We start from the raw sequence: 23,486 nt of genomic DNA on the forward strand, positions 1-23,486 counted from the left end.
GCCCCGGGTTCGCTAGTCACGCCGGCATCCTAGGAGTTCCCCATGACCGCCGCACCGACCCCGCAACCCGGTATTCTGGACATCGCGCCCTACAAGGCTGGCGATAGCGCCGCCGAAGGCGCCAATGCCGTGACCAAGCTCAGCTCGAACGAGAACCCGCTGGGGGCCTCCGCCGCCGCCAAGCAGGCGGTGCGCGACGCCGCCGAGCACGTGAACGTCTATCCGTCGTCCGACCACCGCGAGCTGCGGGCCGCCATCGCCGAGGTCCACGGCCTCGACCCGACGCGGATCACTTGCGGCGCGGGCTCGGACGAGCTGATCTCGCTTCTCTGCGGCGCCTATGCGGGCGAGGGCGACGAGGTCGTCTACACCGAGCACGGTTTCGCCATGTACCCGATCTCGGCGCTAGCCGCCGGGGCGACCCCGGTGAAGGTCCCCGAGAAGCACCGCACGGCGGATGTCGATGCGATCCTGAAGGCGATCACCCCGCGCACCGCGATCGTCTTCCTCGCGAACCCGAACAACCCGACCGGCACGATGATCCCCGATGCCGAGATCGAGCGTCTTGCGGACGGCCTGCCCGACGGCGTGCTGCTGGTGCTCGACGGCGCCTATGCGGAGTACGTCGAGGGCTTCGACGGCCACGCCCGGCTGGTCGAAAGCCGTGACAACGTGGTGATGACCCGGACCTTCTCGAAGATCCACGGGCTCGGCGGGCTGCGCATCGGCTGGTGCTATGCCCCTGCCGCCGTCTGGGACGTGCTGAACCGGGTGCGGGGGCCGTTCAACGTCTCCTCTACCGCGCTCGCCGCCGCCGAGGCTGCGATCCGCGATACCGCCTGGGTCGAGTATTCGCGCAAGGCCAACGCCCAGTGGCGCGAGTGGATGATCGACGAGTTGAACGCGATGGGCCTGCCCACCGACCCCAGCTTCGCCAACTTCGTCCTGCCCCGCTTCGCCAGCCCCGAACAGGCCGCCGCCGCGGATGCGCACCTGCGTAGTCACGGGCTGATCGTGCGCGGCGTCGCCGGGTACGGCCTGCCCGACTACCTGCGCATCACCGTCGGCGACGAGATCGCCTGCCGCCGCGTCGTCGCGATCCTGGGCGAGTTCCTGAAGGCCAATCCGTGAGTCAGCCCTACCGCCACATCGCGCTGATCGGCCTGGGCCTGATCGCCTCGTCCATCGTGCACGCCGCGCGCCGCGCCGGGTTCGAGGGACGGATCACCGGCACCGCGCGCTCGCCCGAGACCCGGGCCGAGGCCGCCCGGCTGGGCCTTTGCGAGGTGTGCGATACTCCTGCCGAGGCTGCCAAGGGCGCCGACCTGGTGATCCTCTGCGTGCCGGTGGGCGCGATGGGCGCCGTGGCGCAGCAGATCGCGCCGGTGCTGGCGCCGGGCGCGACGCTCTCGGATGTCGGCTCGGTCAAGGCTCGCGTGATCGAGGAAGTCGGCCCGCACGTCCCCGAGGGCGTGCATTTCGTGCCCGCCCACCCGATTGCGGGGACTGAGGAATCCGGCCCTGCCTCGGGCTTCGCCGAACTTTTCGACAACCGCTGGTGCCTGTTCACCCCTGTCGACGGCGGCGATCCGCAGGCGGTCGCAACCTTGCGCACCTTCTGGGAAGACATGGGTGCCAAGACCGAGGCGATGGACGCCGCGCACCACGACCTGGTGCTGGCCGTCACCAGCCACGCGCCGCACCTGATCGCCTATACGATGGTCGGCGTCGCCGACGACATGCGCCGGGTGACCGAGCAGGAAGTCATCAACTACTCCGCCGCCGGTTTCCGCGACTTCACGCGGATCGCGGCATCGGACCCGACCATGTGGCGCGACGTGTTCCTCAACAACAAGGAAGCGACGCTCGAGATTCTCGGCCGCTTCACCGAGGAACTCTTCGCGCTGCAACGCGCCATCCGCACTGGCGATGGCAACCATCTTCACGCTTACTTCACCCGTACCCGCGCAATACGGCGGGGCATCATCAGCGCAGGGCAGGATATCGGCGCGCCGGACTTCGGCCGATCTGCCGCCCGCAAGACGGAGGACCGGAAATGATCGCACGCTTCGTTGCCCTTCTTTCGATAATGGTGCTCGGCACCTGCGGCAGGGGAGGCGACGAGGGAGTCGACCTGGCCCGTGCCATGGGCCTGCCGGCCGAAGTCGGCGCGATCTGCGGCAACCCTTTGATCCTAGGTGAACAAATCGCCGATATCGATGGCCCCGGTTCCTGCGGCGTGCAGGACGCGGTGCGGGTCTACGCGGTCGGCTCGGTCCGGTTGTCGCCCTCGGCGCGGATCAACTGCCAGACCGCCAAGGCGCTCTATAGCTGGACCACCAGCGCCGCGCAGCCGGTGGCGGAACAGGCCGGCACCAAGCTGACGGGCATGAAGATCGCGGCCTCTTATTCCTGCCGTCGCCGCAACAACGGCAGTTCCGGCAAGATGTCCGAGCATTCCAAGGGCAACGCCGTCGACATCTCGGCTTTCCAGTTCGCCAACGGCGAGACCATCACCGTGTTGGGCGACTGGGGCGGGAGCGAATGGTCGCCGATGCTGCGTACCGTCCACGCCAACGCCTGTGGCCCGTTCGGTGTCGTGCTCGGCCCGCGCGCCGACCGGCACCATCGCGATCACTTCCACTTCGATGTCTCGAACATGAGCCGCCGCTACTGCCGCTGAGTGCGCTATACTGATCGCAGGGGGTGGTGGTGATGGACTGGAAGGACTTCGCCCACTGGGGGGCCGAAGCCTCGCGCTGGGCCGCCGAGTATCACGAGACCCTGCGCGACCGCCCGGTGCGCGCGCAGGTCGAACCGGGTGAAATCCTCGCCCAACTGCCCGCTGTGCCCCCCGAGGATGCCGAGGGGATCGAGGCGATCTTCGACGACTTCAAGCGCGTCATCGTGCCGGGCATGACCCATTGGCAGCACCCGCGCTTCTTCGCTTATTTTCCCGCGAATGCCGCGCCGGTGTCCGCCTTCGCCGAGGTATTGGTCAACGCGATGGCCGCGCAGTGCATGCTGTGGCAGACCTCGCCCGCCGCGACTGAGCTGGAAACCCGGATGATGGACTGGTTGCGGCAAGCGATTGATCTACCGTCCGATTTCATCGGCGTTATCCAGGATAGCGCCTCGACCGCGACGCTGGCTGCGGTGCTGGTGATGCGCGAGCGGGCGCTGGGCTTCGCCGGCAACAAGGAGGGGCTACCGGGGCAGCCGCGGCTTCGGGTCTATGCCTCGTCCGAGGTGCACAGCTCGGTCGACCGGGCGGTGCGCTTCGCCGGGATCGGGCAGGACAACCTTGTGCGTGTGCCGATCACAGGCGGCCTGCGGGGGATGGACCCCGAGGCGCTTCGCCGGATGATCGCCGGGGACCGCGCCGCCGGGTACCTGCCCGCCGGGATCGTCGCGGCGGTCGGCGGCACCGGGGTCGGCGCGACCGACCCGCTGGAGCAGGTCTCGGCCATCGCGCGGGAGGAGGGGCTGTTCCTGCACGTCGATGCCGCCTGGGCCGGCGCCGCGATGATCTGCCCCGAGCATCGGGCGTTGTGGGTGGGTGTCGAGCACGCCGACTCGGTGGTTTTCAACCCGCACAAATGGCTTGGGGCGCAGTTCGACTGCTCGGCCCACTACCTGAAGAACCCGGACGAGCTGGTGCGGACGCTGGCGATGAAGCCCGAGTACCTGCGCACCGTGGGGCAGAAGGGGGCGCGGGACTATTCGGACTGGTCGATCCCGCTGGGCCGCCGCTTTCGCGCGCTGAAACTGTGGTTCCTGATCCGCGCCCACGGGCTGCGCGGCCTCAGGCAGATGATCCGCGACCACGTCCGCTGGTCCCGCGAGTTGGCGGCGCGGCTGGCCAAGGAGCCGGGCTTCGAGGTCGTGACCGAGCCGGTGCTGTCGCTGTTTTCCTTCCGCTACGTGCCCGAAGGTGCGCCGGATCCGGATGCACTGACCCTGTCGCTGCTCGAGGCGATCAACGACGACGGGCGGATCTACCTGACCCATACGAAGCTCGATGGGGTGATGGTGCTGCGCTTCCAGGCCGGGGCGTTCACGATGACCGGCGAGGATGCCGAAATGGCGTTCGAAGCAATCCGGGACTGCGCCGCCGGGCTGGGGCACTAGGTCCGTGCCCGGCCGGTTCGCGCTGACCACGCCGCTGGCGCAGGTCGCGCGGGCCTTCGATGCCCGGTTGGATGCCCCGGACCCGGGCCCGCGCGAGGATGTGGCTCCGGGAGAGCAGGTCGCCGCGCTGATCCTGCATGATGAAACCCGCCTGCTGACCGAGGCGCGCTGGGGCATGGTCATGTCCGGCCGGGTCAACGCGCGTGGGCGTCCGGTGATGGAGACGATCTTCAACGCCCGCTCGGAGACCGTCTTCGACAAGTCCGCCTACGAAGGTGTCGGGCGCGCGGTTCTGCCGGTCGATGCCTGGTACGAGTGGACGGGCAAGCCGCGCGCCAAGACCCGCTGGCGGATCGGTGCGGTGGAGGGCGGGCTGCTGGCCTTCGCCGCGATCTTCGATACCTGGACCGCACCTGGCGGGGCGCAGGTCCGGCAGCTTGCCACGCTGACCTGCGAGCCGAGCGCTGACGTTGCCGAGTACCACCACCGGATGCCGGTGATCCTGCCGGGTCCGGACGCGGTCGCGGAGTGGCTGACCGGGCCCGACCCCTCGAGCCTGCTGGTGCCGTTGCCGGAGGGGCGGTTGCACGTTGAAAAGTCGACGCTGAAGTGAAAGCGGGCGGCGCTCGTGCTAGGCTGGGGGTGGACCACCAGGAGGAGCCAGATGCCGACCATTACCAGCGGAGCCAGCCACCAGACCGTCCTCACCACGTTCGAGGTCAACCCCGGCACCTGCCAGGACCTGCTGGACAAGCTGACCGAGGCCTATGACGGGTTCATCCGCCACCAGCCCGGTTTCATCGCGGCGGGGCTGCATGTGAACGACGCCCAGACCCGCATCGCGAACTATTCCCAGTGGACCCGGCGTGAGGATTTCCTGGCGATGCTGCGGACCGACCATATGCGCAGCGTGAACCGCGAGCTGACCGCGCTCTGCCGGAGTTTCGAGCCGGTGATGTACGAGGTCGCGCATACGGTCGAGGCAGGCTGAAACAGCGTGAAAATCGGGGATTTCATCGTGAAAACCCCCTTAAGCCTCTGAAATATATCCTGAAAACTTCGTAAAAACATCCTAAATGCCGCGCCGGAGCCCTTCCGCCGCGGCATTCTCGTCAGGCTTTCCCGGCGGCCGGGGCCTCGAAAACGATGCCGCAGTCCTTCTGGCTGTTGGCCTCCTTCAGGGCGGCCAGCCGGCCTTTGAGCTGGGACAATTCGGTTGCCGTCTGGTCGTTCCCGTTGATCAGGAAGGCGGCGGGCAGGAACAGCACCACGGCGAACGTGGTGGCCACCGCATCGTCCTGCGCCTGCTTGTTCTGTGCACCCGCCAGTTCGTTCGTCCGCGTCGCCACCCGGACGGATTCGTCATAGAGCTGCCGGCACGAGAAGCTGGCGTATTCCACGGGCGAGACATAGGCGGCCTGGATGTCGTTCGCACTGTGCGCGCAGGCGGAAAGCGACATCAGGGCCAGCGCGGCGAGGGGTCTATTCATTGGGACGTCCGTATTTCTGGTCTGTCCCGGCGGTCTGATGTGCGATTGCGGCGCGAATTGGGTGCGTGCGCGGCGGTTCGGCGATCACGCCACCCGGATCATCAGGATCATCGCGACGCAGGCGGTTAGGATCCCAAGGCCCTCGCGCAGGCGGATCGGCTCGTCGAACAGGACCGCGCCGATCAGGCACAGCGCGATCAGGCTGAACATGGAATAGGCGACGCCCGCCTGGGCCAGCGTGACGTGGCGCATGGCCACGAACCAGAGCAGCGCAGAGACGGCGTAGAGGACCACTCCGACCAGCACCAGTCGGGACAAGGCCGTATGGCCGCTGTCCGCCGCGTACTTGATGGCCGTATCGCCGAGGATCACGACAAGCGCCGTGATAAGCGAGAATCCGAGGCCGAAGATCAGGCTGGTCATGGCTGCCTCCCCAAAAGCAGTAAAGACAGCGTGCGCCTGTGACAGCCGGCGGTCAAAGCTGTGGTGCCACCCGGTGTGGCAGCTGCCACGGCGATGCCGCCCGTGGGGAGAGCCCGGCGTGCCGCCTGCCCGTCAGGGCGGTATCATCGAGGCAGTTTCTCGGGTTCGGCGCAGGAGTATCCGCCGCCCGACGGCAGCCGGCAGACCCCGTCGAGGTAGTCCTGGGGTAGCTCTGCGGTCCCGGCCAGGCGCTTGGACGCGTCCAGCCGGTCCAGGTAGTCCGAGCAGACCGCGCGGTAATAGGCATCGCGCCGGGTGTCGTCGGCGTACCAGGCATCGAAGGCGGCGGCAGTGGCTTCGGCGACACTTGCGCCTGCGGTCATGCGGTCTGCGAAGGTTGCGCCGATGTCCGCAAAGAGCGGCATTCCTCGGAGTGCCTGCCAGAGGTCATCGCGGCCCGCCTCGGCCTCGGCCCAGGCGACGAGGGCTGTGACGGCGGCGGCGTCGGCCTCCAGCACGAAAGCGGCGCGGGCGGTCGCCTCCATCGTCAGGCCGTTTTGCAGGCAGATGCCGCGGGTCCATTGCTCCAGGTGGCGCAGTTCGTGGACGAGGATCACCGCCTGGGTGCCCTGGGGCAGGTCGTCGCGGAGCACGATCCGGGGCGAGGAGGTTTCCAGGTAGCCGCGGGCCGCGATGCCCCGATCCTCGACGCAGAGCGGCGGCTTGGCGCTGTTCCAGGCTTTGGTCAGTGAGGGGAAGCCGTCGAAGATCGGGCCCATCCGGTCAAGGAGGGCGGCAAGTCGGTGCTGAGCGTCGGAGGTCGGGGTCTGACCCGGTGAAAGGCAGAGAGCGCTGCCCTCGGGGTGCCAGGGCGCGGGTACCGGCTCGGCCGCGGGGGCGGCGAGGGGCAGCAGGGTCAGCAGAAGGATCGCGCAGCGCATGGGCGAAGTGTGCAGGGGCAGGGCGGGCTTGGGCAAGCTTGCGATGCCACGGGCGCGGGGGCATCCTGCGGCGCGGGAGGTTTCATGGCGGACGCTGCGCATCAACATCCATGGAAGATCAGCGACGTGGTGCTGTTTCCGCTCGCCGTGCTGGGCGGGATCGCGGAATGGCTTTGGCCGACACGGATCGCCGGGTTTCCCAATGTCTGGCTGATCGTTGCGGGCGTGCTGCTGGCGCTGGCGGGGGCCGGGCTGATCGGCTGGGCCAAGCGCACGCTGGATGCCGGCGCGCAGCCCAATCTTCCGGGCGTGCCGACGACCGAGCTGCTGACCGGCGGTGCGTTCCGCGTTTCGCGCAATCCGAACTACCTGGGCACGGTGCTGATCGCGCTGGGGCTGGGCCTGGCGCTGGATTCACTCTGGCTGCTGGGCACGGCGCTGGTGTCGGCACTGGTGCTCGACCGCTGGATGATCGCGCCGGAGGAGCGGTACCTGTCGGCGCGGTTCGGCGAAACCTATGCAGGCTACCGGCGGCAGGTGCGTCGGTGGCTCTAGCGAAGGAAGGCGGGGGCCGGCCCGCCGCCCGTCCGGTCAGTTCGCGGCGCGTTCGATCCCGTAGACCTTGTCCCAGCCGTTGTCGGCATTGGACCGGAAGTTGATGATGACGCGGTCGCCGGAGGTCAGCGCCTCGGGCACGGCGGTGGTCTTCGGCAGCATCCACACGGTCTGATCGGTAAGCGTCAGCGTGTTGGTGCGGCTGTCGAACCCGGCGACGGTGCCGGAGGTGTAGTCGGCAAGGGCAGGCGACGCGACGGCCAGAAGGGCCGCTGCAAGAAGGACGCGCATGTGCGGTTCTTTCAGGTGAGGGTGTTGCCCTGGGGGACATCCCTTGCGGCGGCCGCGCGGAGCCTCGCAGCGCGGCTGCCGCGGAATATGCGCTCGGGGGGTGAGTCGTTCAAGGGGCGCTGCGAACTGGGGGGAAAAGCCTTACTACTCTGTAATTGCCCGGCTTGTAGCGGTTTTCTGGAGCATCGAACTCCCGTGGTGGCGGCTGCTGTTCCGGTATATTGTCGGCGGGTCCTTAGAGGATATTTAGAGTCGTCATAATAATGGAGTCCCAAAATAAATGGAAATAGTGCAGACAAATTTTTCTGAAAATATTCTCTTTGGAGATGGCGCTTCAGATAAAGCCGTTTCGCAGAAGGCTTGGTATTCTCTAATGTGGTATCCGTTTCAAACCAATGAGTTTGGGGATCAAGGTAGGGCGCAAGCGAAACTCGAGGAGGTTTTCTCGGAAATCACTGGTGATTATTCAAGAGTTGATTTCAGCTCCGATTTCTATCTGGGATCCTCAGTTGAGGGCAGGTCTTTCGTCGTTTCTGAGGCGCGGCGGATAGATGTAGATGACATTACAGGCTGGTTGTTACGTTCATTCGACAATGATTATGACAACTTTTCGGATGTGAATGGGTCAAGCCGATCTCGTAGGTCTTCAATCGATTTGAGGGAAGTAAATGTCGTTAAGCATTCCTCTCCGCCGGAGTGGATCAGCTTGTTTGATCTATTGTCTAGCATGGGGATGCTTTCTGCCGAGATCAGGACGGCGGGTGATGCAGCAAAGTTGTTCCTTTGGGTAGTGGGTCTCAGCGCCTCCGGGGTAATAGTGATGGGAGCGGCTCGAGGAATTGCTGCAGGTCTCCAGATGGGCTTACAGGAGAGAATTTTTGAACTGATCAAAGTAAAACGTGAGGATGACGGCGACGGGCCAAGCTAGAGAGCTTGCAGTTTTATGGCCTCAGGGGAATTCGCCAAAATTCCCTAATTTAGCCTACGAATGACCTACCCGCTCCGTTTCCGCCGCGCCACGTTCCCCCCGCGCTGGCCCGGGCGGCCGGCGGTGCTGCGGCCCTCGGCCTTGCGGGAGGTTTCCACCGCCGCTTCGACTGCCGACTGGCGGGCCAGCGGGTCGTCGTGGACGGCGAGGTCGACCTCTTCCAGGCGCTTGATCTCGTCGCGCAGGCGGGCGGCTTCCTCGAACTCCAGGTTCTCGGCGGCCTTGACCATGTCCTTGCGCAGCGCGTCGAGATGCGCCTGCAAGTTCGCGCCGACCAGCGGCTTGTCGACCTTGGCCGTCACGCGGGCCATGTCGGTGTCGCCCTGGTAGAGCCCGGCCAGCACGTCCTCGACGTTTTTGCGGACCGTTGCGGGCGTGATGCCGTGTTCCTCGTTGTAGGCCTGCTGCTTGGCGCGGCGGCGGTCGGTCTCGCCGATGGCGCGCTCCATGCTGCCGGTGATCCGGTCGGCGTACATGATGACCTTGCCGTCGGCGTTGCGCGCGGCGCGGCCGATGGTCTGGATCAGCGAGGTTTCCGAGCGCAGGAAGCCCTCCTTGTCGGCATCGAGGATCGCCACCAGCCCGCATTCGGGGATGTCGAGACCCTCGCGCAGCAGGTTGATGCCCACCAGTACGTCGAAGGCGCCAAGGCGCAGGTCGCGCAGGATCTCGATCCGTTCCAGCGTGTCGATGTCCGAGTGCATGTAGCGGACGCGGATGCCCTGTTCGTGCAGGTATTCGGTCAGGTCCTCGGCCATGCGCTTGGTCAGCACGGTGCAAAGGACGCGGTGGCCGCCCTTGGCGACCTGCCGGATCTCGTCCAGCAGATCGTCGACCTGGGTCTCGACGGGGCGGATCTCGACCGGGGGATCCAGCAGGCCGGTGGGGCGGATGACCTGTTCGGTGAAGACGCCGCCGGATTGCTCCAGCTCCCACGCGGCGGGGGTGGCCGAGACGAAGACGGACTGCGGGCGCATGGCGTCCCATTCCTCGAACTTGAGGGGGCGGTTGTCCATGCAGGAGGGCAGGCGGAAGCCGTGCTCTGCCAGGGTGAACTTGCGTCGGTAGTCGCCCTTGTACATCGCGCCGATCTGCGGGACCGAGACGTGGCTTTCGTCGGCGAAGACTATGGCGTTGTCGGGGATGTATTCGAACAGGGTCGGGGGTGGCTCGCCCGGTGCACGGCCGGTCAGGTAGCGCGAGTAGTTCTCGATCCCGTTGCAGACGCCGGTCGCCTCGAGCATCTCGAGGTCGAAGTTGGTGCGCTGCTCAAGCCGCTGGGCTTCCAGTAGCTTGCCCTCGGCGACCAGCTGGTCGAGGCGCTGTTTCAGCTCGGCCTTGATGCCCTTGATCGCCTGCTGCATCGTCGGGCGCGGCGTGACGTAGTGCGAGTTGGCATAGACGCGGGTCTTGTCCATCGCGCCGGTCTTCTGCCCGGTCAGCGGATCGAACTCGACCAGGCTTTCCAGTTCCTCGCCGAAGAAGGACAGGCGCCAGGCGCGGTCCTCGAGGTGGGCGGGCCAGATCTCGAGGCTGTCGCCCCGGACCCGGAAGCTGCCGCGCTGGAAGGCGTTGTCGTTGCGCTTGTACTGCTGCGCCACCAGGTCGGCCATGACCTTGCGCTGGTCGTACTCGTTGCCGACGATCAGGTCCTGGGTCATCGCGCCGTAGGTTTCGACCGAACCGATACCGTAGATGCAGGAAACCGAGGCGACGATGATGACGTCGTCCCGTTCAAGCAGCGCCCGGGTGGCCGAGTGGCGCATCCGGTCGATCTGCTCGTTGATCTGGGATTCCTTCTCGATATAGGTGTCCGAGCGCGGCACATAGGCCTCTGGCTGGTAGTAGTCGTAGTAGCTGACGAAATATTCTACCGCGTTGTCGGGGAAGAAGCCCTTGAACTCTCCGTAAAGCTGGGCAGCCAGCGTCTTGTTGGGGGCGAGGATGATCGCCGGACGCTGCGTCGCCTCGATGACCTTGGCCATCGTGTAGGTCTTGCCGGTGCCGGTCGCACCCAGCAGCACCTGGTTCTGCTCGCCTGCGCTGACGCCTTCAGACAGCTCGGCGATCGCCGTGGGCTGGTCACCCGCGGGCTTGAATTCGCTGTGCATTACGATGCGGCGGCCGCCATCCAGCTTCTGACGGTCGTGCGGCTGCACCAGCGGTGCGGCGTTCTCTACGCTCATGTCGGCCCCCTTGGTGATCCGCATCATGTGCGGGCTGCGGCGCCAAGTTCAAGGTTAAGAGCGCGTTAAAACCTCGGGTTGAGTTTCGCGAAAAATTATCACGAACTAATCAATTTAAGGTTGCGTGAAGGGTTTGAGCATCTTAGTGTGATTGTGCAAGCAGCAGTTGAATGCCGCCGGTCGGACGCTGACCACCCACACCACCCCCACCCACCCCCTCAAGCGTCCGCCCGGCGGCATCTCTGCCCTTGCCACGCGCCGCCGAATTGGCGATACGATTTCGCGGGCGGCCGAGAACGGCCGGACGCAGAAACGGAGGGCGGCATGCCGGCACGAATCTACAAGCCAGCGCGCAACGCGATGCAGTCGGGTGTCGCGGGCACCAAGCTTTGGGTCCTGGAATTCGCTCCGTCCGAGGCGCGCCGCCGCGATCCGCTGATGGGCTGGGTCGGCTCGGGCGACACGCAGACCCAGGTGAAGCTGCGCTTCGAGACGCTGGAGCAGGCCAAGGCCTATGCCGACAAGTACGGCATCGAGTACCGTCTGCGCGATCCCAAAGAGCGTAAGCCCAACATCCGCCCCGGTGGCTACGGGGACAACTTCGCCCACAACCGCCGCAGCGGCTGGACACACTAGCCGCACAAGCCGCCCCGGATCACCCCGGGCCTCTTGACCGGCCCCGCGTTTGGGGCGACACCCGTTGCGCGACGGCCCCTTAGCTCAACAGGATAGAGCAGCTGACTTCTAATCAGCAGGTTCCGGGTTCGAGTCCTGGAGGGGTCGCCATATTGATCGGCAGTCAGAAAAAGCAGATGAGTGCGCAAAAGAAAGCATAAGCGTGCGCATGACCTGTCAAGCAGCATTTCAGCGCGAGATTGACGCGGCGCCCGCCTTAAATGGCGCATAGCGCGTTATAGTTGGCTCGCACTTGCTAATAGAATGCGTTCAAGGCGGCTGTGCCCGAGCGATCAGCGAAGGACGCTCTCGACGTCTTTCCGTAGATAAAGGAAACCATAGTCCTCTCCGTCCGGTGCATAGGGCTTGATGCCTGCGGCCCTGAGCTTGGCCAATAGGGTCTGGCGATGCTCCCCAAACTCCGCGGCCATCGTCGGCAGCGTGAAGAACCTAGCGTGGAACGCGGCTATGTCCGTCTCCGAGAGGTAGAGCGACCTCACGTTGGTTTTCGGATGTCTCATCCACCGTCCTGGCGTATGGCCCGCTTCGACCAACCGGGAGAACCGGTTGTTGTTCCTCATACCGATCTTTCTACCGAATACCGCGGCCGACATCGCGGCATCGCCGGGCAAGGCAGCGGTGGAGACCACCATCTTATCGATCTCGGCCTTTGGGACGAGGAGCCCGCCATACCCGGCAGGTGCGGCGCACTTGGCCACCCGCAGATCGCCGCTACGAATGGCCGAGATGATGGTCCCGACACGAACGCCGGAGCGCTTCTGTGCGTTCTGGATCGTTTCCCATGCACTGTCCGGCCCCTCTTGCTTCACGGCGGATCCCTGAAGTTCGGCAACCAAATTTGTACCATCCGTGAGGAGCCAAGGGGACTTGAGTGTCTTCATGTCGATCCGTGGTACAAGAACGCCATCCTCGACGAGCGAATCCAGTTGCGTTCGCGTAGCGCCCATGGCTTTGCGCAATTCGCGGGGGCCTACCAAGTTCGGCAGTACTTCCAGAAGCTCAGCGTATAGCTTGGCGTTAAATGTTCGCCTGAGCGCCGGCCTGTCATCGTCTTCGGGGAGTGCGCCGGAATGGACCAGGATCTGCTCGACCAGCTCAGGGGTCATCCCGGCTTCCTGGGCCGCGGACCCGACCGAGTGCAGTCGGCGCTCTTGAACCTCCCTTCCGAGAACAAACTGCCCGGTAGCAACCGGCCAGGTATCGAGGATGAACTCGCGCAGGATGTCGCGGAATGCGTCGAACTGCTCGTCGTCGCGCTTGTCTACCGACAGAAGGCCATAGAGCGTGCCGAATGCCCCGCTCGGCTTGGCCTTCTCATTGCTCTCCGCCACCAGCAATCGATCGAGTGCGCGATGGATGGCGTCCTCGCCATGGCGTACCACTTCAAATCCCAAGGCTCGCGCCGCACAGGGCTCTTCGCGCGGAGACAGATCCTCCTCCTGGTTCAGCCGTAGGAGATCCGATCCAAAAGCCCGACAGACCGTGGTCGCGGCATCCAGGGACTGGCCTGCTAGCCAAGTGGTGTCGCTGCCGTCCTCGAGGCGGGCATCAAGCCACAGATCGTATGGGGTTGGCTCCCGACCAGTTGCATCCAGTGCACCGCCGAGGATGTCCGACAAGAGCTCTGAGAGTCGGGCGCCGACGTCGAGGCGCTTCCCGGGATGGCGCGCTTCCCACAGCAGCACGAGAGGATGGTGATGCCGTACGCAGGTCGCGGCTTCCCGCATCAACCAGTGGCCCCGCATCACCATCGCTTCAAGAGGCTCTCCGTGATGATCCGCGGCATCTTCACGAAGGCAGATCGGGCAGCCCTTCATGACGGGGTTGCGAAGCGCTCGGGACACGAACGATTCACCGCGAAACACGGTGCGGAAATCCCCGGCACGTTGGCCAGTCCATGAGAGCATTTCCTTGACCTGCGCATCGTCGACACCACCAACTTCGGCAAGGCGACCGAGCGCGGTTTCATCGAGGTGGAGGATCCCCTTGAACGAAAAGCCCATGTCACTGGAAAAATCCGCAGCTCCCACGCGGTTCATTGCCGCCAGGCGCGAAAGAAACGAATGGACTGTTTCCCGCGGAACGGGCGTCGGGCGTAGAGGAAGCGGTAGTGTCACGATGCAGCGCATTTCTCGAGAGCGAAGGCGGGCATGTCTCAATCGATCCGGATTGTCCACACCGCTTTGGTGACGGAGCAGCCGGACTCAAAGAGTTCACCGGGAGGCTGTCACCCCGCCAATCCGCAAAAGCGGGCCCCGGAGGCCGGCAGTTCCTTGCGCGGTCAACCGGCGCGGCCGGCCCAAAGCCGACCTCCGATCCCTGCTCAGGATGCTGCAGCGCGGCCCGCCGAACCCGACGTTCGCCGCACTTGCGCGCTTTGGAAGCGGCCCGAGGTCCGCAGTGCGGACATAGCAGCCAATCCCGTCGAAGAGTCCGAATGGCGTTTCGGCCCATAGCTGCCATCCAGAAGTAGCGCCGGTGCCGCAATGCAGATTCCCTAGACCAGCCATTCATGCATGGCGCAGCATTTTCAGGGGGCAAAGTCGGCAGTGCGGACAAGGCGGTCGTTCGAAGCTGTGGCTACCGTTCGAGCGAGAAGACCGGGTGTTGCTACCAGTTCAACCCGTCGCTGGTCGTGTTAAGACCGACGACTGGATCAGCTTCACTTGTCTTTCCCAGCCTTGTGGCGTGCCGTCGTCTCGTCATTCATCGGGTATACACCCGGGAGGTTCTCTCCTCTTTCAACCTCCGACACAAGCCACCCGGTGCTGGAAGACTATTTCTAACTAATCTCAGTTCTCCACTAATGACATGAACTTACCCGGTACAAAGCGCCCGCTACTCGACGAGAGCAGCGGTTCGCTGGGCCTTGAAATTTCCCCGACTACTAAGGCTGCGTTCCTAGTAAAAATGGTTGGAGACTGAGGCGTGGACGCATGTGAGTTTCTGCAAGCTTCGCATTAGCCAGAGCCGGAGCATCGCTCGTTTTGGTCGTCGGCAGGGCAAATGCGAGTTCTCCGCCCTGTTGTGTGCCCAGCGCGCCGCTTCCTGGCGATGGGCAGAACCGATCTCCTTCAGCGCGGCGCCGCAGGACCGAAGCCTGTCGGTCACGATGACCTCAGGACGCCCATGCTTGCGCAATGCCTTTCTAAGGAATTTCAGCGCTGCTTTCTTGTCGCGGGTCTTGGTGACAAAGCTCTCCAGCACTTCGCCTTCGTGATCAACGGCGCACCAAAGGTAGTATCGCTCGCCATTGATCTTCACGAACAATTCGTCGAGACGCCACCGCCAACGGCTCGACCTCAAACCCTCGATCCTCCGCTTCCGGATCTCGGCCGCAAACATCGGTCCAAAGCGATGCCACCAATATCGCACCATCTCGTGGCTGACATCGATACCGCGCTCGTGCAGCAGATCCTCGACATTTCGGAGCGACAGAGGGAACCGGACATAGAGCATCATCGCCAGACGGATAATCTCGGGGCTCGTCTTGAACCACTTGAACGGGCTGGGTTTCGTGATGCCCCGACACTCGATGCCGCCCTTGCTCGGCTCAAGCGAAGTTCTTCTGACATGACCGCGCCTACTTTCTGAGCGGCTCAAGCCAGTTGATCGGGTGCGAAAAAATCCGGCGCCGTTGTTGCTCGGGAACAAACTCCCCAAGCCGATGCGGGCGTATTCAGCCTTCATGACCCGAGGTATCGCCACACTTGCTGTCGGATTTCTCGTCGCCGCGCTTACCCTGTCGGCGGCGGCTGGGGGATACCTCGGGACGGTTCACGAGATCGCTCGCACCGGTCAGACCGAGATCGTCATCTGCAGCGAAACCGGCACGCGCACGGTGATCCTCGACCGCGATGGCAATCTTGTCGAGCGCCAGTCAGCCGCGTGCGGCCATTGCGCGGATTGCATGATGGTGCCAATCGGCGTCGCCCCAAAGACCAGAGATCTTCCGCGCCTCCCAGCAATCGCGTTTCTCGACGAAGCTCCCGAACCGACCGGACTTCGACGACCGGCACGAATGGGGCTGCCCGATGCGCGCGGCCCTCCAATTCCGGAGTTTTCCTGACCCATGTGTTTCTCATTTCACATAGTTCTGCGCCTCGTCGCGTGCCTCCTGTTGGTGGCCGCATCGCCTGCTGCAGCGCAGCCGTCCAATTCGATCCTCTCCCGCTACCTGACCGACATCGCGCCCGCCGATCTTGTCGAGGGCGCCGACGCCTGGGGAGCAATTCGGCAGGACGTACCGGTCGCGCCCGTCCTGAGCGACGGGGAGGAGATCGGGTTCGTCTTCGTCACTTCGGACTTCGTCGGCACAACCGGGTATTCCGGCAAACCCATCCATACCATGGTCGCCATCGACGACGACGCGCGGGTGCTTGGTGTGGAGTTAGTCAAACACTCGGAACCCATCGTTCTGATCGGGATTCCCGACCGCAAGATTCGTGACATGGCCGCCGGGTATCGCGGTGTCGATCTAGTCGCGGAAGCCGCGGAGCGCGGTTCGGCACATGACCTGAACATCATCTCTGGCGCCACTGTCACCGTCATGGTGATCGACGACGGCATCATCCGGGCAGGGCTCAAGGTCGCCCGCGCGCTTGGTCTCGGCGGGTTGACGGCCGAGATCGAGATCGGCCCGATGGCCGAGATCGACGAAACCGCAACCGCCCCCGACAGCTGGATGGAAATGGAGGGCGACGGCACCATCCGCCGGCTGTCCCTCGACGTTGGGCAGGTGAACGCCGCGTTCGAGGCCGTCAGCGACCCGCGCGCCGCCCTCCGCCCGTTGACCGAAGCCTCCGAAACCACTTTTATCGACATGCAAATGGCGCTGGTCAGCGTCCCGGCGATCGGTGAGGCGATCCTCGGCGGAGCAGACAACAGGAACCTGCAGGAGTGGCTGGAGCCCGGAGACCATGCCATCGCGGTGGTCGGGCGCGGTTTGTACTCGTTCAAAGGCTCCGGCTACGTGCGAGGCGGGATCTTCGACCGGATCGTGCTGATCCAGGACGACGTGACGGTGCGCTTCCGGGATCGGGGGCACCGGCGGATGGGGCAGATCGTTGCCAGCGACGCGCCCGAGTTCACCGAGAAGGATATTTTCAAGATCCCTGCCGACCAAGGGTTCGACCCGACCCGCCCGTTCCAGCTGCAACTGCTGGTCCAGCGCGAGGTCGCGGCGATTGAGAAAGCCTTCACCACTTTCGAACTGGGCTACAAGCTGCCTGCGTCCTACCTGCGCGATACCGCGCCGCCTCCGCCACCGGCGGTGATCGATAGGCCGGAGGCAGAACAGGCCGCGCAGTCCGACCTCTGGCGCAGGATCTGGGATGGCAAGACGGTCGAGATCGCGGCGCTCGGCGTGATGCTGGCCGTGCTGACCGTCGCGTTCTTCTTCCAGAGCTACGTCACCCAATCCGGGCGGTTCACCTACTGGTTCCGCATGTCCTTTCTCGCGCTGACGCTGGTTTTTCTCGGCTGGTACGCGAATGCACAGCTGTCGGTCGTCAACCTGATGGCGCTGTTCGGCGCGCTGACCACGGGCTTCAGCTGGCAGGCATTCCTGCTGGATCCGCTGACGTTCATCCTCTGGTTCTCGGTCGCGGCGGCGCTGCTCTTCTGGGGGCGGGGCGCCTATTGCGGCTGGCTCTGCCCATTCGGCGCGCTGCAGGAACTCACCAACCAGATCGCGCGCAAGCTAGGCGTGCCGCAGATCACCTTGCCCTGGGGGCTGCATGAGCGCCTCTGGGCAGTGAAATACATGGTCTTCCTCGGGCTCTTCGGCGTGTCGCTAGCCTCGATCGAACAGGCCGAGCACCTGGCCGAGGTCGAGCCCTTCAAGACGGCCATTGTCCTTAAATTCATGCGCGCCTGGCCGTTCGTCGCCTATGCCGCGGCACTGCTCGTCGCCGGGCTCTTCGTCGAGCGCTTCTACTGCCGCTACCTCTGCCCGCTGGGCGCGGCGCTGGCGATCCCAGCGCGACTGCGAATGTTCAATTGGCTCAAGCGCTACAAGGAATGCGGCAACCCCTGTCAGACCTGCGCCAACGAGTGCTTCGTCCAAGCGATCCACCCCACTGGTGAAATCAATCCCAACGAGTGTCTGAACTGCATGCACTGCCAGGTGCTCTACCAGTCGGAAACGAAATGTCCCGTCGTCATGCGCAAGCTGAAAAGGCGCGCGGCGGTCGGTGCAGTCGATGTGCCTCGGAGAGGTTCGGAGGCCATCGGCAACCATCCCAACCTTCAAAGTGCGAAAGGGTGAAGGCCATGTCGGACAATGTGAAACGGGGCGTCAGCAGACGCGGTTTTCTCGGGGCCACGGCTTCGGGGGCGGCGATCATGGGTGGTACCAGCGGCAAGCTGGGGTTTGTCGGGGGCGCAGCGGCGCTGGGCGCCGGTGCCGCGACGCAGGCCAACGCGCAGGCCGGCGGACACGCGGACCTCCCCGGGCCGGGTGAACTCGACGAATACTACGGCTTCTGGTCCTCGGGCCAGACTGGGGAGATGCGGATCCTCGGCGTGCCCTCGATGCGCGAGTTGATGCGTGTTCCGGTGTTCAACCGGTGCTCGGCGACCGGCTGGGGGCAAACCAACGAGTCGCTCAAGATCCTGACCCAGGACATGCTGCCCGAAACGAAGGACTATCTCGCGGCGCAGGGCAAGATCGTGCATGACAACGGCGATTTGCATCACGTCCACATGTCCTTCACCGAGGGCAAGTACGACGGCCGCTACCTGTTCATGAACGACAAGGCCAACACCCGCGTCGCCCGCGTGCGATGTGACGTGATGCGCGCCGATAAGATCATCGACATCCCGAACGCCAAGGCGATCCATGGGCTGCGTCCGCAGAAGTGGCCGCGCACCAATTACGTTTTCGCCAACGGCGAGGACGAGGTGCCCATGGTCAACGACGGTTCGGTTCTAGACGATCCGAGCCAGTACGTGAACTTCTACACCGCGATCAACGCCGATGACATGACCATCGCCTGGCAGGTGATGGTTTCGGGCAACCTCGACAACACCGATTGCGACTACGAAGGCAAATATGCCTTCTCGACATCCTACAACTCGGAAATGGGCGTGACCCTCCCCGAGATGATGGAAGCCGAGATGGATCACATCGTGATCTTCAACATCGCGGAGATCGAGAAGGGTATCGCCGACGGCGATTTCATCGAGCTCAACGGCGTCAAGGTGATCGACGGGCGCAAGGGCCAGAACAAGAAGTACACCCGGTACGTTCCGATCCCGAACAGCCCCCACGGTATCAACATGGCGCCCGACAAGGTCCACCTGTGCGTCGCGGGAAAGCTATCACCCACGGTCAGCGTGCTGGATGTGACCAGGTTCGACACGCTCTTCGAGGACGACAGCGTCGATCCGCGGTCGGTCGTGGTCGCCGAGCCGGAACTGGGCCTCGGTCCGCTCCACACCTGCTTCGATGGGCAGGGCAATGCGCTCACGACGCTGTTCCTCGATAGCCAGGTTGTCATGTGGAACATCGAGAATGCGATCAAGGCCTACAACGGCGAGGACGTCGATCCGATCCTGACCAAGCAGGACGTGCATTACCAGCCGGGCCACAACTCGACCTGCGAGGGCGAGACCCTCGACGCGAGCGCGAAGTACTACCTGACGATGAACAAGTTCTCCAAGGACCGGTTCCTGAACGTCGGGCCGCTGAAGCCGGAAAACGAGCAGCTGTTCTCCATCGAGGGCAACGAACTGACGCTCCTGCATGACGGGCCGACCTTCGCCGAACCGCACGACTCGATCATCGTGCATCGCTCGAAGGTCAATCCCAAAAGCGTCTGGGACCGGAACGATCCGATGTGGGCCGATACCCGGGCCCAGGCCGAGGCGGACGGCATCGACCTGGACGACTGGCAGGACACGGTGATCCGCGACGGCAACAAGGTGCGGGTCTACATATCCAGCCAGGCGCCGGAATTCGCCTTGTCGAACTTCACGGTGAAACAGGATGACGAGGTCACGGTGATCGTCACGAACCTCGACGATATCGACGACCTCACCCATGGCTTCACGATGAACAACCACGGGGTCGCGATGGAGGTCGGTCCTCAAGCCACCTCGTCGGTCACGTTCACGGCGTCGAAACCGGGCGTCTACTGGTACTATTGCCAGTGGTTCTGCCACGCGCTCCACATGGAAATGCGCGGACGCATGTTCGTGGAGCCCAGCGGCGCATGAATCCGTCTCTCTCCCTCCTGGCGTTTGCGTTGATCCTGGCCGGCGGTCCCGCGATCGCCGACCAGATCAATGTGCCTGCAGAGCCCGGGCGGCTGGCCAATGCGCTTGCCGCTGCGACGGAGGGGGACGAGCTTGTTCTGGCACCGGGGCGGCATGCCGGCCCGGTCCATGTCACCCTGCCGCTGACCTTGCGCGGCGAACCCGGCGCACTGATCGACGCGGGCGGGCGAGGCTCGGTCGTGACAGTCGATGCGCCGGGGGTGACGATCACAACGCTTACGTTGACCGGCTCGGGCCGGTCGCACGAGGCGATCGACTCCGGCGTGTCCCTGACGCAGAAAGCGCGCGGCGCGCTGGTGCTCGACAACGTGATCGACGGTAATCTCTACGGTGTTGATATCCACGGCGCCCGCGACGCGCTGGTGAAGGGCAACCGGATCACCGGTCTGCGGCTGCAACGCATGAACGACAGGGGCAACGGCGTCTACGTTTGGAACGCCCCTGGTGCGGTCGTCGAAGGCAACGAGATCCGCTACGGCCGCGACGGCATCTTCTCGAACGTCTCGAAGCGCAACGTCTATCGCGACAACCTGATGCGGGACCTGCGCTTCGCGGTCCACTACATGTACACCAACGACAGCGAGGTCGCGGGCAATGTCTCGATCGGCAATCACCTCGGCTTCGCGATGATGTATTCCGACAGGATCACCGCGCGGGAAAATATCTCGATCGGAGACCGCGATTACGGCGTGATGCTGAACTACACCAAGTCCTCGGACGTTTTCGGCAACCTCGTGGTTCACGGCGCCGAGAAATGCGGCTTCATCTACAACAGCCATCACAACCTGCTGGCCGAGAACGTCTTCGACGGCTGCGACATCGGCATCCATTTCACCGCGGGGTCCGAGGGCAACACGATCACCGGCAACGCGTTCATCGGCAACCGGACACAGGTGAAATACGTCGGCACCCGCGACATCGAGTGGAGTTTCGAGGGGCGCGGCAATTTCTGGTCCGACCACCCCGCCTTCGATCTGGACGGCGATGCGCGAGCCGACAGCGCCTACCGGCCGAACGATCTGATGGATCACATCCTCTGGTCGCAACCGGCGGCCAAGCTGCTCTTGGGCGCCCCCGCGGTGCAGCTGGTCCGGTGGAGCCAGGAACAGTTTCCCGCGACGCTTCCGGGAGGTGTGGTGGACAGCCACCCGCTCACCGCGCCCCCGGTCCGCGAGATCCCCGAAACCTTTCTCGCCCTCGCAAGGGCGGAACCGCTCTGGGCGAAAGGAGGTCGGCATGACGATTCTCAGCCTTTCCAACCTGACTAGGCGCTACGGGCTCACGACCGCCCTCGATGCTGTCGACCTGTCGCTTGCAGCGGGCGAACGGGTCGCCCTGCTCGGCCACAACGGGGCGGGCAAGTCGACGCTGATGAAACTTGTGCTGGGCCTGATCGCGGCCAGCGATGGCCGGATCGAGGTTGCGGGCCACGCCCCCGGCTCGCCGGTCGCACGCGCACTGACAGCCTACCTGCCCGAGAACGTCGCCTTCCACCCGGCACTCACCGCGCGCGAGCAAATCCGCCATTTCCTGCGCCTGCGCGGGGCGTCCGCACGCGAAGCCGGATCCCTGGTGGAGAGGGTCGGCCTGGCCGAGGCCGCCGACCGCAGGATCGGGACCTATTCCAAGGGCATGCGGCAACGGGTCGGACTGGCCCAGGCGCTGATCGGACGGCCCCGACTGATGGTGCTGGACGAGCCGACAAGCGGGCTCGACCCGGTGTCCCGGCGGGAGTTCTACGGGCTCCTCGACGAACTTGCCGCTTCGGGAACCGCGATCCTTCTGTCCTCGCACGCGCTGTCGGAAGTCGAGACAAGGACCGATCGGATCGTGATCCTTTCGAAGGGCTGCAAGGTCGCCGAAGGCACGCTGGAGGCCCTGCGCAGCGAAGCCGCGCTGCCCCTCACCGTGACCCTGCACCCCCGCCTTGGCCGCGAAGCCGATCTCGCCGCTGCTTTCCCCGAGGCACAGCGTACCGCGGACCTGCTGACGCTGACCTGCCCACAATCGGAAAAGCTGGCACTTATGGCGCGACTGTCCGGGTCGGGTGACACGCTTGCCGATTTCGACATGCTCCCGCCCAGCCTCGACGACGTCTACGCCCACATCAGCCAGAGGGCCGCCTGATGTTCACACGTATCCTTTCCACTTCCCGCATCGAGTTCCTGATAGCGCTGCGTAACCGCTGGGTTCTAATCGCCACGCTGATGATGGCCCTGTTCTCGCTGGTTCTCTCAGTTGCGGGCTCGGCGCCCAGCGGAGAGCTTGGCATCGACCGACTGTCGGTAACCGTTGCCAGCCTGACCTCGCTATCGGTCTACCTGGTGCCGCTGCTGGCCCTTCTGATCTCCTTTGACGCCGTCGCCGGAGAGGTCGAGCGCGGCACCCTTCCCCTGCATCTGACCTACCCCCTCGGTCGAGGCGAAATGCTTGCGGGCAAATTGGCGGCGCAACTTGCCATCGTGTCGCTTGCTGTCACGCTGGGCTACGCAGTGGCGGCACTCGTGGCATTACAAACCAGCGGGACGGCGGCGCTGGAGGGGCTTCCGGCTCTCCTTAGGCTGATCTGGACCTCGGTGCTGCTGGGCGCGGCCTTCCTGTCCCTCGGGCACGCGATATCGTCGCTGGCGCGTCGACCCTCGGCCGCGGCCGGCATGGCCATCGCGCTCTGGCTGGTACTGATTGTACTCTACGACCTGGGGCTGCTGGCCGCGATCGTGGCCGATGACGGCGGCAGTTTCACGCAGCAGGCCTTCCCGTGGCTGCTGGTCGCCAACCCGGCAGACGCCTTCCGGATCTTCAATCTCGCGGCGTCCGAAGCGGTCGGAACAGCCTCGGGCCTGGGCGGGGCTGCCACATCGATCCCCGCGTGGAAACCCCTCGCATCCCTGTTGCTCTGGCCGGCCGCCGCAGCACTGCTATCGCGCGCAGCATTCGGGAGGGTCCAGCCATGAAACGCCTGTTGCTCGCCCTGTCTCTGTTCACGCTGGCCTCGTGCAAGGAAGAGGCCGCGAACCGACCCGATCCGGTCGAGCTGACACCCGACGCGGTCGGCTACTACTGTCAGATGGAGCTTCTGGAGCACGTCGGCCCGAAAGGGCAGATCCACTTGGACGGCATGCCTGCCCCGATCTTTTTCAGCCAGGTGAAAGACACCGTCGCGTACCTCCACATGCCCGAACAGAGCCACGCTGTGCGCGCAATATACGTGCAGGACATGGCCGGGATAACAGACTGGGCCAGGCCCGGAGCCTGGATTCCGGTCGAAAACGCCGTCTACGTGATCGGCTCGGACCGATTTGGCGGAATGGGCGCGCCCGAGTTCGTGCCTTTCTCGGATCGCGAGGCCGCCCGCGCCTTTGCCGCGCGCCACGGGGGCGAGCTGAGGCAGTTCGATCAGATCGGCCCGGAAGACGTGCTGGCGCCGGTGGCGGAGTTGCCTTCAGAAACCGACGAAATCACGGCGCGTCTGAATGCTCTGAAAACGGATAGCGGGAGAAACTGA

Annotated in this window: 22 protein-coding genes, 1 tRNA gene and 1 pseudogene; 17 read left to right on the forward strand and 7 right to left on the reverse strand. The window is 64.6% G+C overall.

Annotation, left to right across the window (positions count from 1 at the left end):
- Nucleotides 1-42 precede the first annotated feature (42 nt).
- The 6 genes from hisC to ACW9UR_RS20605 are packed head-to-tail and all read left to right on the forward strand — an operon-like array spanning nt 43 to nt 5,122.
- A complete protein-coding gene (hisC, locus tag ACW9UR_RS20580) occupies nt 43-1,131 on the forward strand; it encodes a histidinol-phosphate transaminase (RefSeq protein ID WP_458918942.1) in 1,089 nt (362 codons plus the stop codon).
- Nucleotides 1,128-2,060: a prephenate/arogenate dehydrogenase family protein gene (locus ACW9UR_RS20585; RefSeq protein WP_458918943.1), complete on the forward strand. Its 933-nt coding sequence runs from the start codon at nt 1,128-1,130 to the stop codon at nt 2,058-2,060. Before hisC ends, ACW9UR_RS20585 begins: the two co-directional genes overlap by 4 nt.
- Nucleotides 2,057-2,683 (forward strand): extensin-like domain-containing protein, encoded by a 627-nt coding sequence (locus ACW9UR_RS20590; RefSeq protein WP_458918944.1) that lies wholly within the window; start codon nt 2,057-2,059, stop codon nt 2,681-2,683. Before ACW9UR_RS20585 ends, ACW9UR_RS20590 begins: the two co-directional genes overlap by 4 nt.
- 32 nt (nt 2,684-2,715) lie before the next feature.
- Entirely contained in the window at nt 2,716-4,131 is a 1,416-nt protein-coding gene (locus tag ACW9UR_RS20595) for a pyridoxal phosphate-dependent decarboxylase family protein (RefSeq protein ID WP_458918945.1), read from the forward strand.
- Between the two features lie 4 nt (nt 4,132-4,135).
- On the forward strand, nt 4,136-4,744 hold the full coding sequence (locus tag ACW9UR_RS20600) for an SOS response-associated peptidase (RefSeq protein WP_458918946.1): 609 nt from the start codon (nt 4,136-4,138) through the stop codon (nt 4,742-4,744).
- Between the two features lie 51 nt (nt 4,745-4,795).
- Nucleotides 4,796-5,122 (forward strand): antibiotic biosynthesis monooxygenase family protein, encoded by a 327-nt coding sequence (locus ACW9UR_RS20605; RefSeq protein ID WP_458918947.1) that lies wholly within the window; start codon nt 4,796-4,798, stop codon nt 5,120-5,122.
- Nucleotides 5,123-5,243: 121 nt separating this feature from the next.
- Here ACW9UR_RS20605 and ACW9UR_RS20610 read toward each other — a convergent pair whose 3' ends face one another.
- The 3 genes from ACW9UR_RS20610 to ACW9UR_RS20620 all read right to left on the reverse strand — a co-directional run bounded on the left by ACW9UR_RS20610 (nt 5,244) and on the right by ACW9UR_RS20620 (nt 7,021).
- A complete protein-coding gene (locus ACW9UR_RS20610; RefSeq protein WP_458918948.1) occupies nt 5,244-5,621 on the reverse strand; it encodes a hypothetical protein in 378 nt (125 codons plus the stop codon).
- An 84-nt stretch (nt 5,622-5,705) separates the two neighbouring features.
- Nucleotides 5,706-6,044, reverse strand: a complete 339-nt coding sequence (locus ACW9UR_RS20615; RefSeq protein WP_458918949.1) for a hypothetical protein — start codon at nt 6,042-6,044, stop codon at nt 5,706-5,708.
- 143 nt (nt 6,045-6,187) lie between these two features.
- Nucleotides 6,188-7,021: a DUF6782 family putative metallopeptidase gene (locus ACW9UR_RS20620; RefSeq protein WP_458918950.1), complete on the reverse strand. Its 834-nt coding sequence runs from the start codon at nt 7,019-7,021 to the stop codon at nt 6,188-6,190.
- A 48-nt stretch (nt 7,022-7,069) separates the two neighbouring features.
- Here ACW9UR_RS20620 and ACW9UR_RS20625 point away from each other — a divergent pair, with 48 nt between their 5' ends.
- Nucleotides 7,070-7,540, forward strand: coding sequence for a methyltransferase family protein (locus tag ACW9UR_RS20625; RefSeq protein ID WP_458918951.1), 471 nt, complete (start codon nt 7,070-7,072; stop codon nt 7,538-7,540).
- A 36-nt stretch (nt 7,541-7,576) separates the two neighbouring features.
- On the opposite strand, the gene ACW9UR_RS20630 is transcribed toward ACW9UR_RS20625, so the two are convergent.
- Complete coding sequence (locus ACW9UR_RS20630; RefSeq protein WP_458918952.1) at nt 7,577-7,831, reverse strand: hypothetical protein; 255 nt, start codon at nt 7,829-7,831, stop codon at nt 7,577-7,579.
- Nucleotides 7,832-8,111: 280 nt separating this feature from the next.
- Here ACW9UR_RS20630 and ACW9UR_RS20635 point away from each other — a divergent pair, with 280 nt between their 5' ends.
- On the forward strand, nt 8,112-8,759 hold the full coding sequence (locus ACW9UR_RS20635; RefSeq protein ID WP_458918953.1) for a hypothetical protein: 648 nt from the start codon (nt 8,112-8,114) through the stop codon (nt 8,757-8,759).
- A gap of 65 nt (nt 8,760-8,824) precedes the next feature.
- On the opposite strand, the gene uvrB is transcribed toward ACW9UR_RS20635, so the two are convergent.
- Nucleotides 8,825-11,005, reverse strand: coding sequence for an excinuclease ABC subunit UvrB (gene uvrB, locus ACW9UR_RS20640; protein WP_458918954.1), 2,181 nt, complete (start codon nt 11,003-11,005; stop codon nt 8,825-8,827).
- A 324-nt stretch (nt 11,006-11,329) separates the two neighbouring features.
- Between uvrB and ACW9UR_RS20645 the strand changes: the two genes are divergently transcribed.
- Together ACW9UR_RS20645 and ACW9UR_RS20650 are read left to right on the forward strand one after the other, a co-directional pair.
- Nucleotides 11,330-11,641: an ETC complex I subunit gene (locus ACW9UR_RS20645; RefSeq protein WP_458918955.1), complete on the forward strand. Its 312-nt coding sequence runs from the start codon at nt 11,330-11,332 to the stop codon at nt 11,639-11,641.
- Between the two features lie 73 nt (nt 11,642-11,714).
- Nucleotides 11,715-11,791 (forward strand) — tRNA-Arg (locus tag ACW9UR_RS20650).
- Nucleotides 11,792-11,973: 182 nt separating this feature from the next.
- Here ACW9UR_RS20650 and ACW9UR_RS20655 read toward each other — a convergent pair.
- Both ACW9UR_RS20655 and ACW9UR_RS20660 read right to left on the reverse strand, forming a co-directional pair.
- Nucleotides 11,974-13,830: a TniQ family protein gene (locus ACW9UR_RS20655; protein WP_458918956.1), complete on the reverse strand. Its 1,857-nt coding sequence runs from the start codon at nt 13,828-13,830 to the stop codon at nt 11,974-11,976.
- A 709-nt stretch (nt 13,831-14,539) separates the two neighbouring features.
- A pseudogene (locus tag ACW9UR_RS20660) lies at nt 14,540-15,223 on the reverse strand (IS6 family transposase).
- Between the two features lie 166 nt (nt 15,224-15,389).
- On the opposite strand from ACW9UR_RS20660, the gene ACW9UR_RS20665 reads away from it, so the two are divergent.
- From ACW9UR_RS20665 to ACW9UR_RS20695, 7 genes are read left to right on the forward strand one after another with little or no spacing between them, the layout of a single operon-like run.
- A complete protein-coding gene (locus tag ACW9UR_RS20665; protein WP_458918957.1) occupies nt 15,390-15,770 on the forward strand; it encodes a hypothetical protein in 381 nt (126 codons plus the stop codon).
- Between the two features lie 3 nt (nt 15,771-15,773).
- Nucleotides 15,774-17,969, forward strand: coding sequence for a 4Fe-4S binding protein (locus ACW9UR_RS20670; protein WP_458918958.1), 2,196 nt, complete (start codon nt 15,774-15,776; stop codon nt 17,967-17,969).
- 5 nt (nt 17,970-17,974) lie between these two features.
- Nucleotides 17,975-19,921, forward strand: a complete 1,947-nt coding sequence (nosZ, locus tag ACW9UR_RS20675; RefSeq protein ID WP_458918959.1) for a TAT-dependent nitrous-oxide reductase — start codon at nt 17,975-17,977, stop codon at nt 19,919-19,921.
- A complete protein-coding gene (locus ACW9UR_RS20680; RefSeq protein WP_458918960.1) occupies nt 19,918-21,249 on the forward strand; it encodes a nitrous oxide reductase family maturation protein NosD in 1,332 nt (443 codons plus the stop codon). Before nosZ ends, ACW9UR_RS20680 begins: the two co-directional genes overlap by 4 nt.
- Nucleotides 21,218-22,108 carry an ABC transporter ATP-binding protein gene (locus ACW9UR_RS20685; RefSeq protein ID WP_458918961.1) on the forward strand — a complete coding sequence of 297 codons (891 nt, stop codon included), beginning with the start codon at nt 21,218-21,220 and terminating at the stop codon, nt 22,106-22,108. Before ACW9UR_RS20680 ends, ACW9UR_RS20685 begins: the two co-directional genes overlap by 32 nt.
- On the forward strand, nt 22,108-22,935 hold the full coding sequence (locus tag ACW9UR_RS20690) for an ABC transporter permease (RefSeq protein ID WP_458918962.1): 828 nt from the start codon (nt 22,108-22,110) through the stop codon (nt 22,933-22,935). Before ACW9UR_RS20685 ends, ACW9UR_RS20690 begins: the two co-directional genes overlap by 1 nt.
- A complete protein-coding gene (locus ACW9UR_RS20695) occupies nt 22,932-23,486 on the forward strand; it encodes a nitrous oxide reductase accessory protein NosL (protein ID WP_458918963.1) in 555 nt (184 codons plus the stop codon). Before ACW9UR_RS20690 ends, ACW9UR_RS20695 begins: the two co-directional genes overlap by 4 nt.

The sequence above is a fragment of the Halovulum sp. GXIMD14794 genome (genome assembly GCF_054457455.1).

Bases quoted from the DNA above. Each gene is read 5' to 3' on its own strand.
- ACW9UR_RS20685 (WP_458918961.1), top strand. From the start codon at position 21,218: ATGACGATTCTCAGCCTTTCCAACCTGACTAGGCGCTACGGGCTCACG.
- hisC (WP_458918942.1), top strand. From the start codon at position 43: ATGACCGCCGCACCGACCCCGCAACCCGGTATTCTGGACATCGCGCCC.
- ACW9UR_RS20605 (WP_458918947.1), top strand. From the start codon at position 4,796: ATGCCGACCATTACCAGCGGAGCCAGCCACCAGACCGTCCTCACCACG.
- ACW9UR_RS20670 (WP_458918958.1), top strand. From the start codon at position 15,774: ATGTGTTTCTCATTTCACATAGTTCTGCGCCTCGTCGCGTGCCTCCTG.
- ACW9UR_RS20665 (WP_458918957.1), top strand. From the start codon at position 15,390: ATGACCCGAGGTATCGCCACACTTGCTGTCGGATTTCTCGTCGCCGCG.
- uvrB (WP_458918954.1), bottom strand. From the start codon at position 11,005: ATGAGCGTAGAGAACGCCGCACCGCTGGTGCAGCCGCACGACCGTCAG.
- ACW9UR_RS20690 (WP_458918962.1), top strand. From the start codon at position 22,108: ATGTTCACACGTATCCTTTCCACTTCCCGCATCGAGTTCCTGATAGCG.
- ACW9UR_RS20635 (WP_458918953.1), top strand. From the start codon at position 8,112: ATGGAAATAGTGCAGACAAATTTTTCTGAAAATATTCTCTTTGGAGAT.
- ACW9UR_RS20655 (WP_458918956.1), bottom strand. From the start codon at position 13,830: ATGCGCTGCATCGTGACACTACCGCTTCCTCTACGCCCGACGCCCGTT.
- ACW9UR_RS20625 (WP_458918951.1), top strand. From the start codon at position 7,070: ATGGCGGACGCTGCGCATCAACATCCATGGAAGATCAGCGACGTGGTG.
- ACW9UR_RS20695 (WP_458918963.1), top strand. From the start codon at position 22,932: ATGAAACGCCTGTTGCTCGCCCTGTCTCTGTTCACGCTGGCCTCGTGC.
- ACW9UR_RS20610 (WP_458918948.1), bottom strand. From the start codon at position 5,621: ATGAATAGACCCCTCGCCGCGCTGGCCCTGATGTCGCTTTCCGCCTGC.
- ACW9UR_RS20680 (WP_458918960.1), top strand. From the start codon at position 19,918: ATGAATCCGTCTCTCTCCCTCCTGGCGTTTGCGTTGATCCTGGCCGGC.
- ACW9UR_RS20590 (WP_458918944.1), top strand. From the start codon at position 2,057: ATGATCGCACGCTTCGTTGCCCTTCTTTCGATAATGGTGCTCGGCACC.
- ACW9UR_RS20615 (WP_458918949.1), bottom strand. From the start codon at position 6,044: ATGACCAGCCTGATCTTCGGCCTCGGATTCTCGCTTATCACGGCGCTT.
- ACW9UR_RS20630 (WP_458918952.1), bottom strand. From the start codon at position 7,831: ATGCGCGTCCTTCTTGCAGCGGCCCTTCTGGCCGTCGCGTCGCCTGCC.
- ACW9UR_RS20645 (WP_458918955.1), top strand. From the start codon at position 11,330: ATGCCGGCACGAATCTACAAGCCAGCGCGCAACGCGATGCAGTCGGGT.
- ACW9UR_RS20595 (WP_458918945.1), top strand. From the start codon at position 2,716: ATGGACTGGAAGGACTTCGCCCACTGGGGGGCCGAAGCCTCGCGCTGG.
- nosZ (WP_458918959.1), top strand. From the start codon at position 17,975: ATGTCGGACAATGTGAAACGGGGCGTCAGCAGACGCGGTTTTCTCGGG.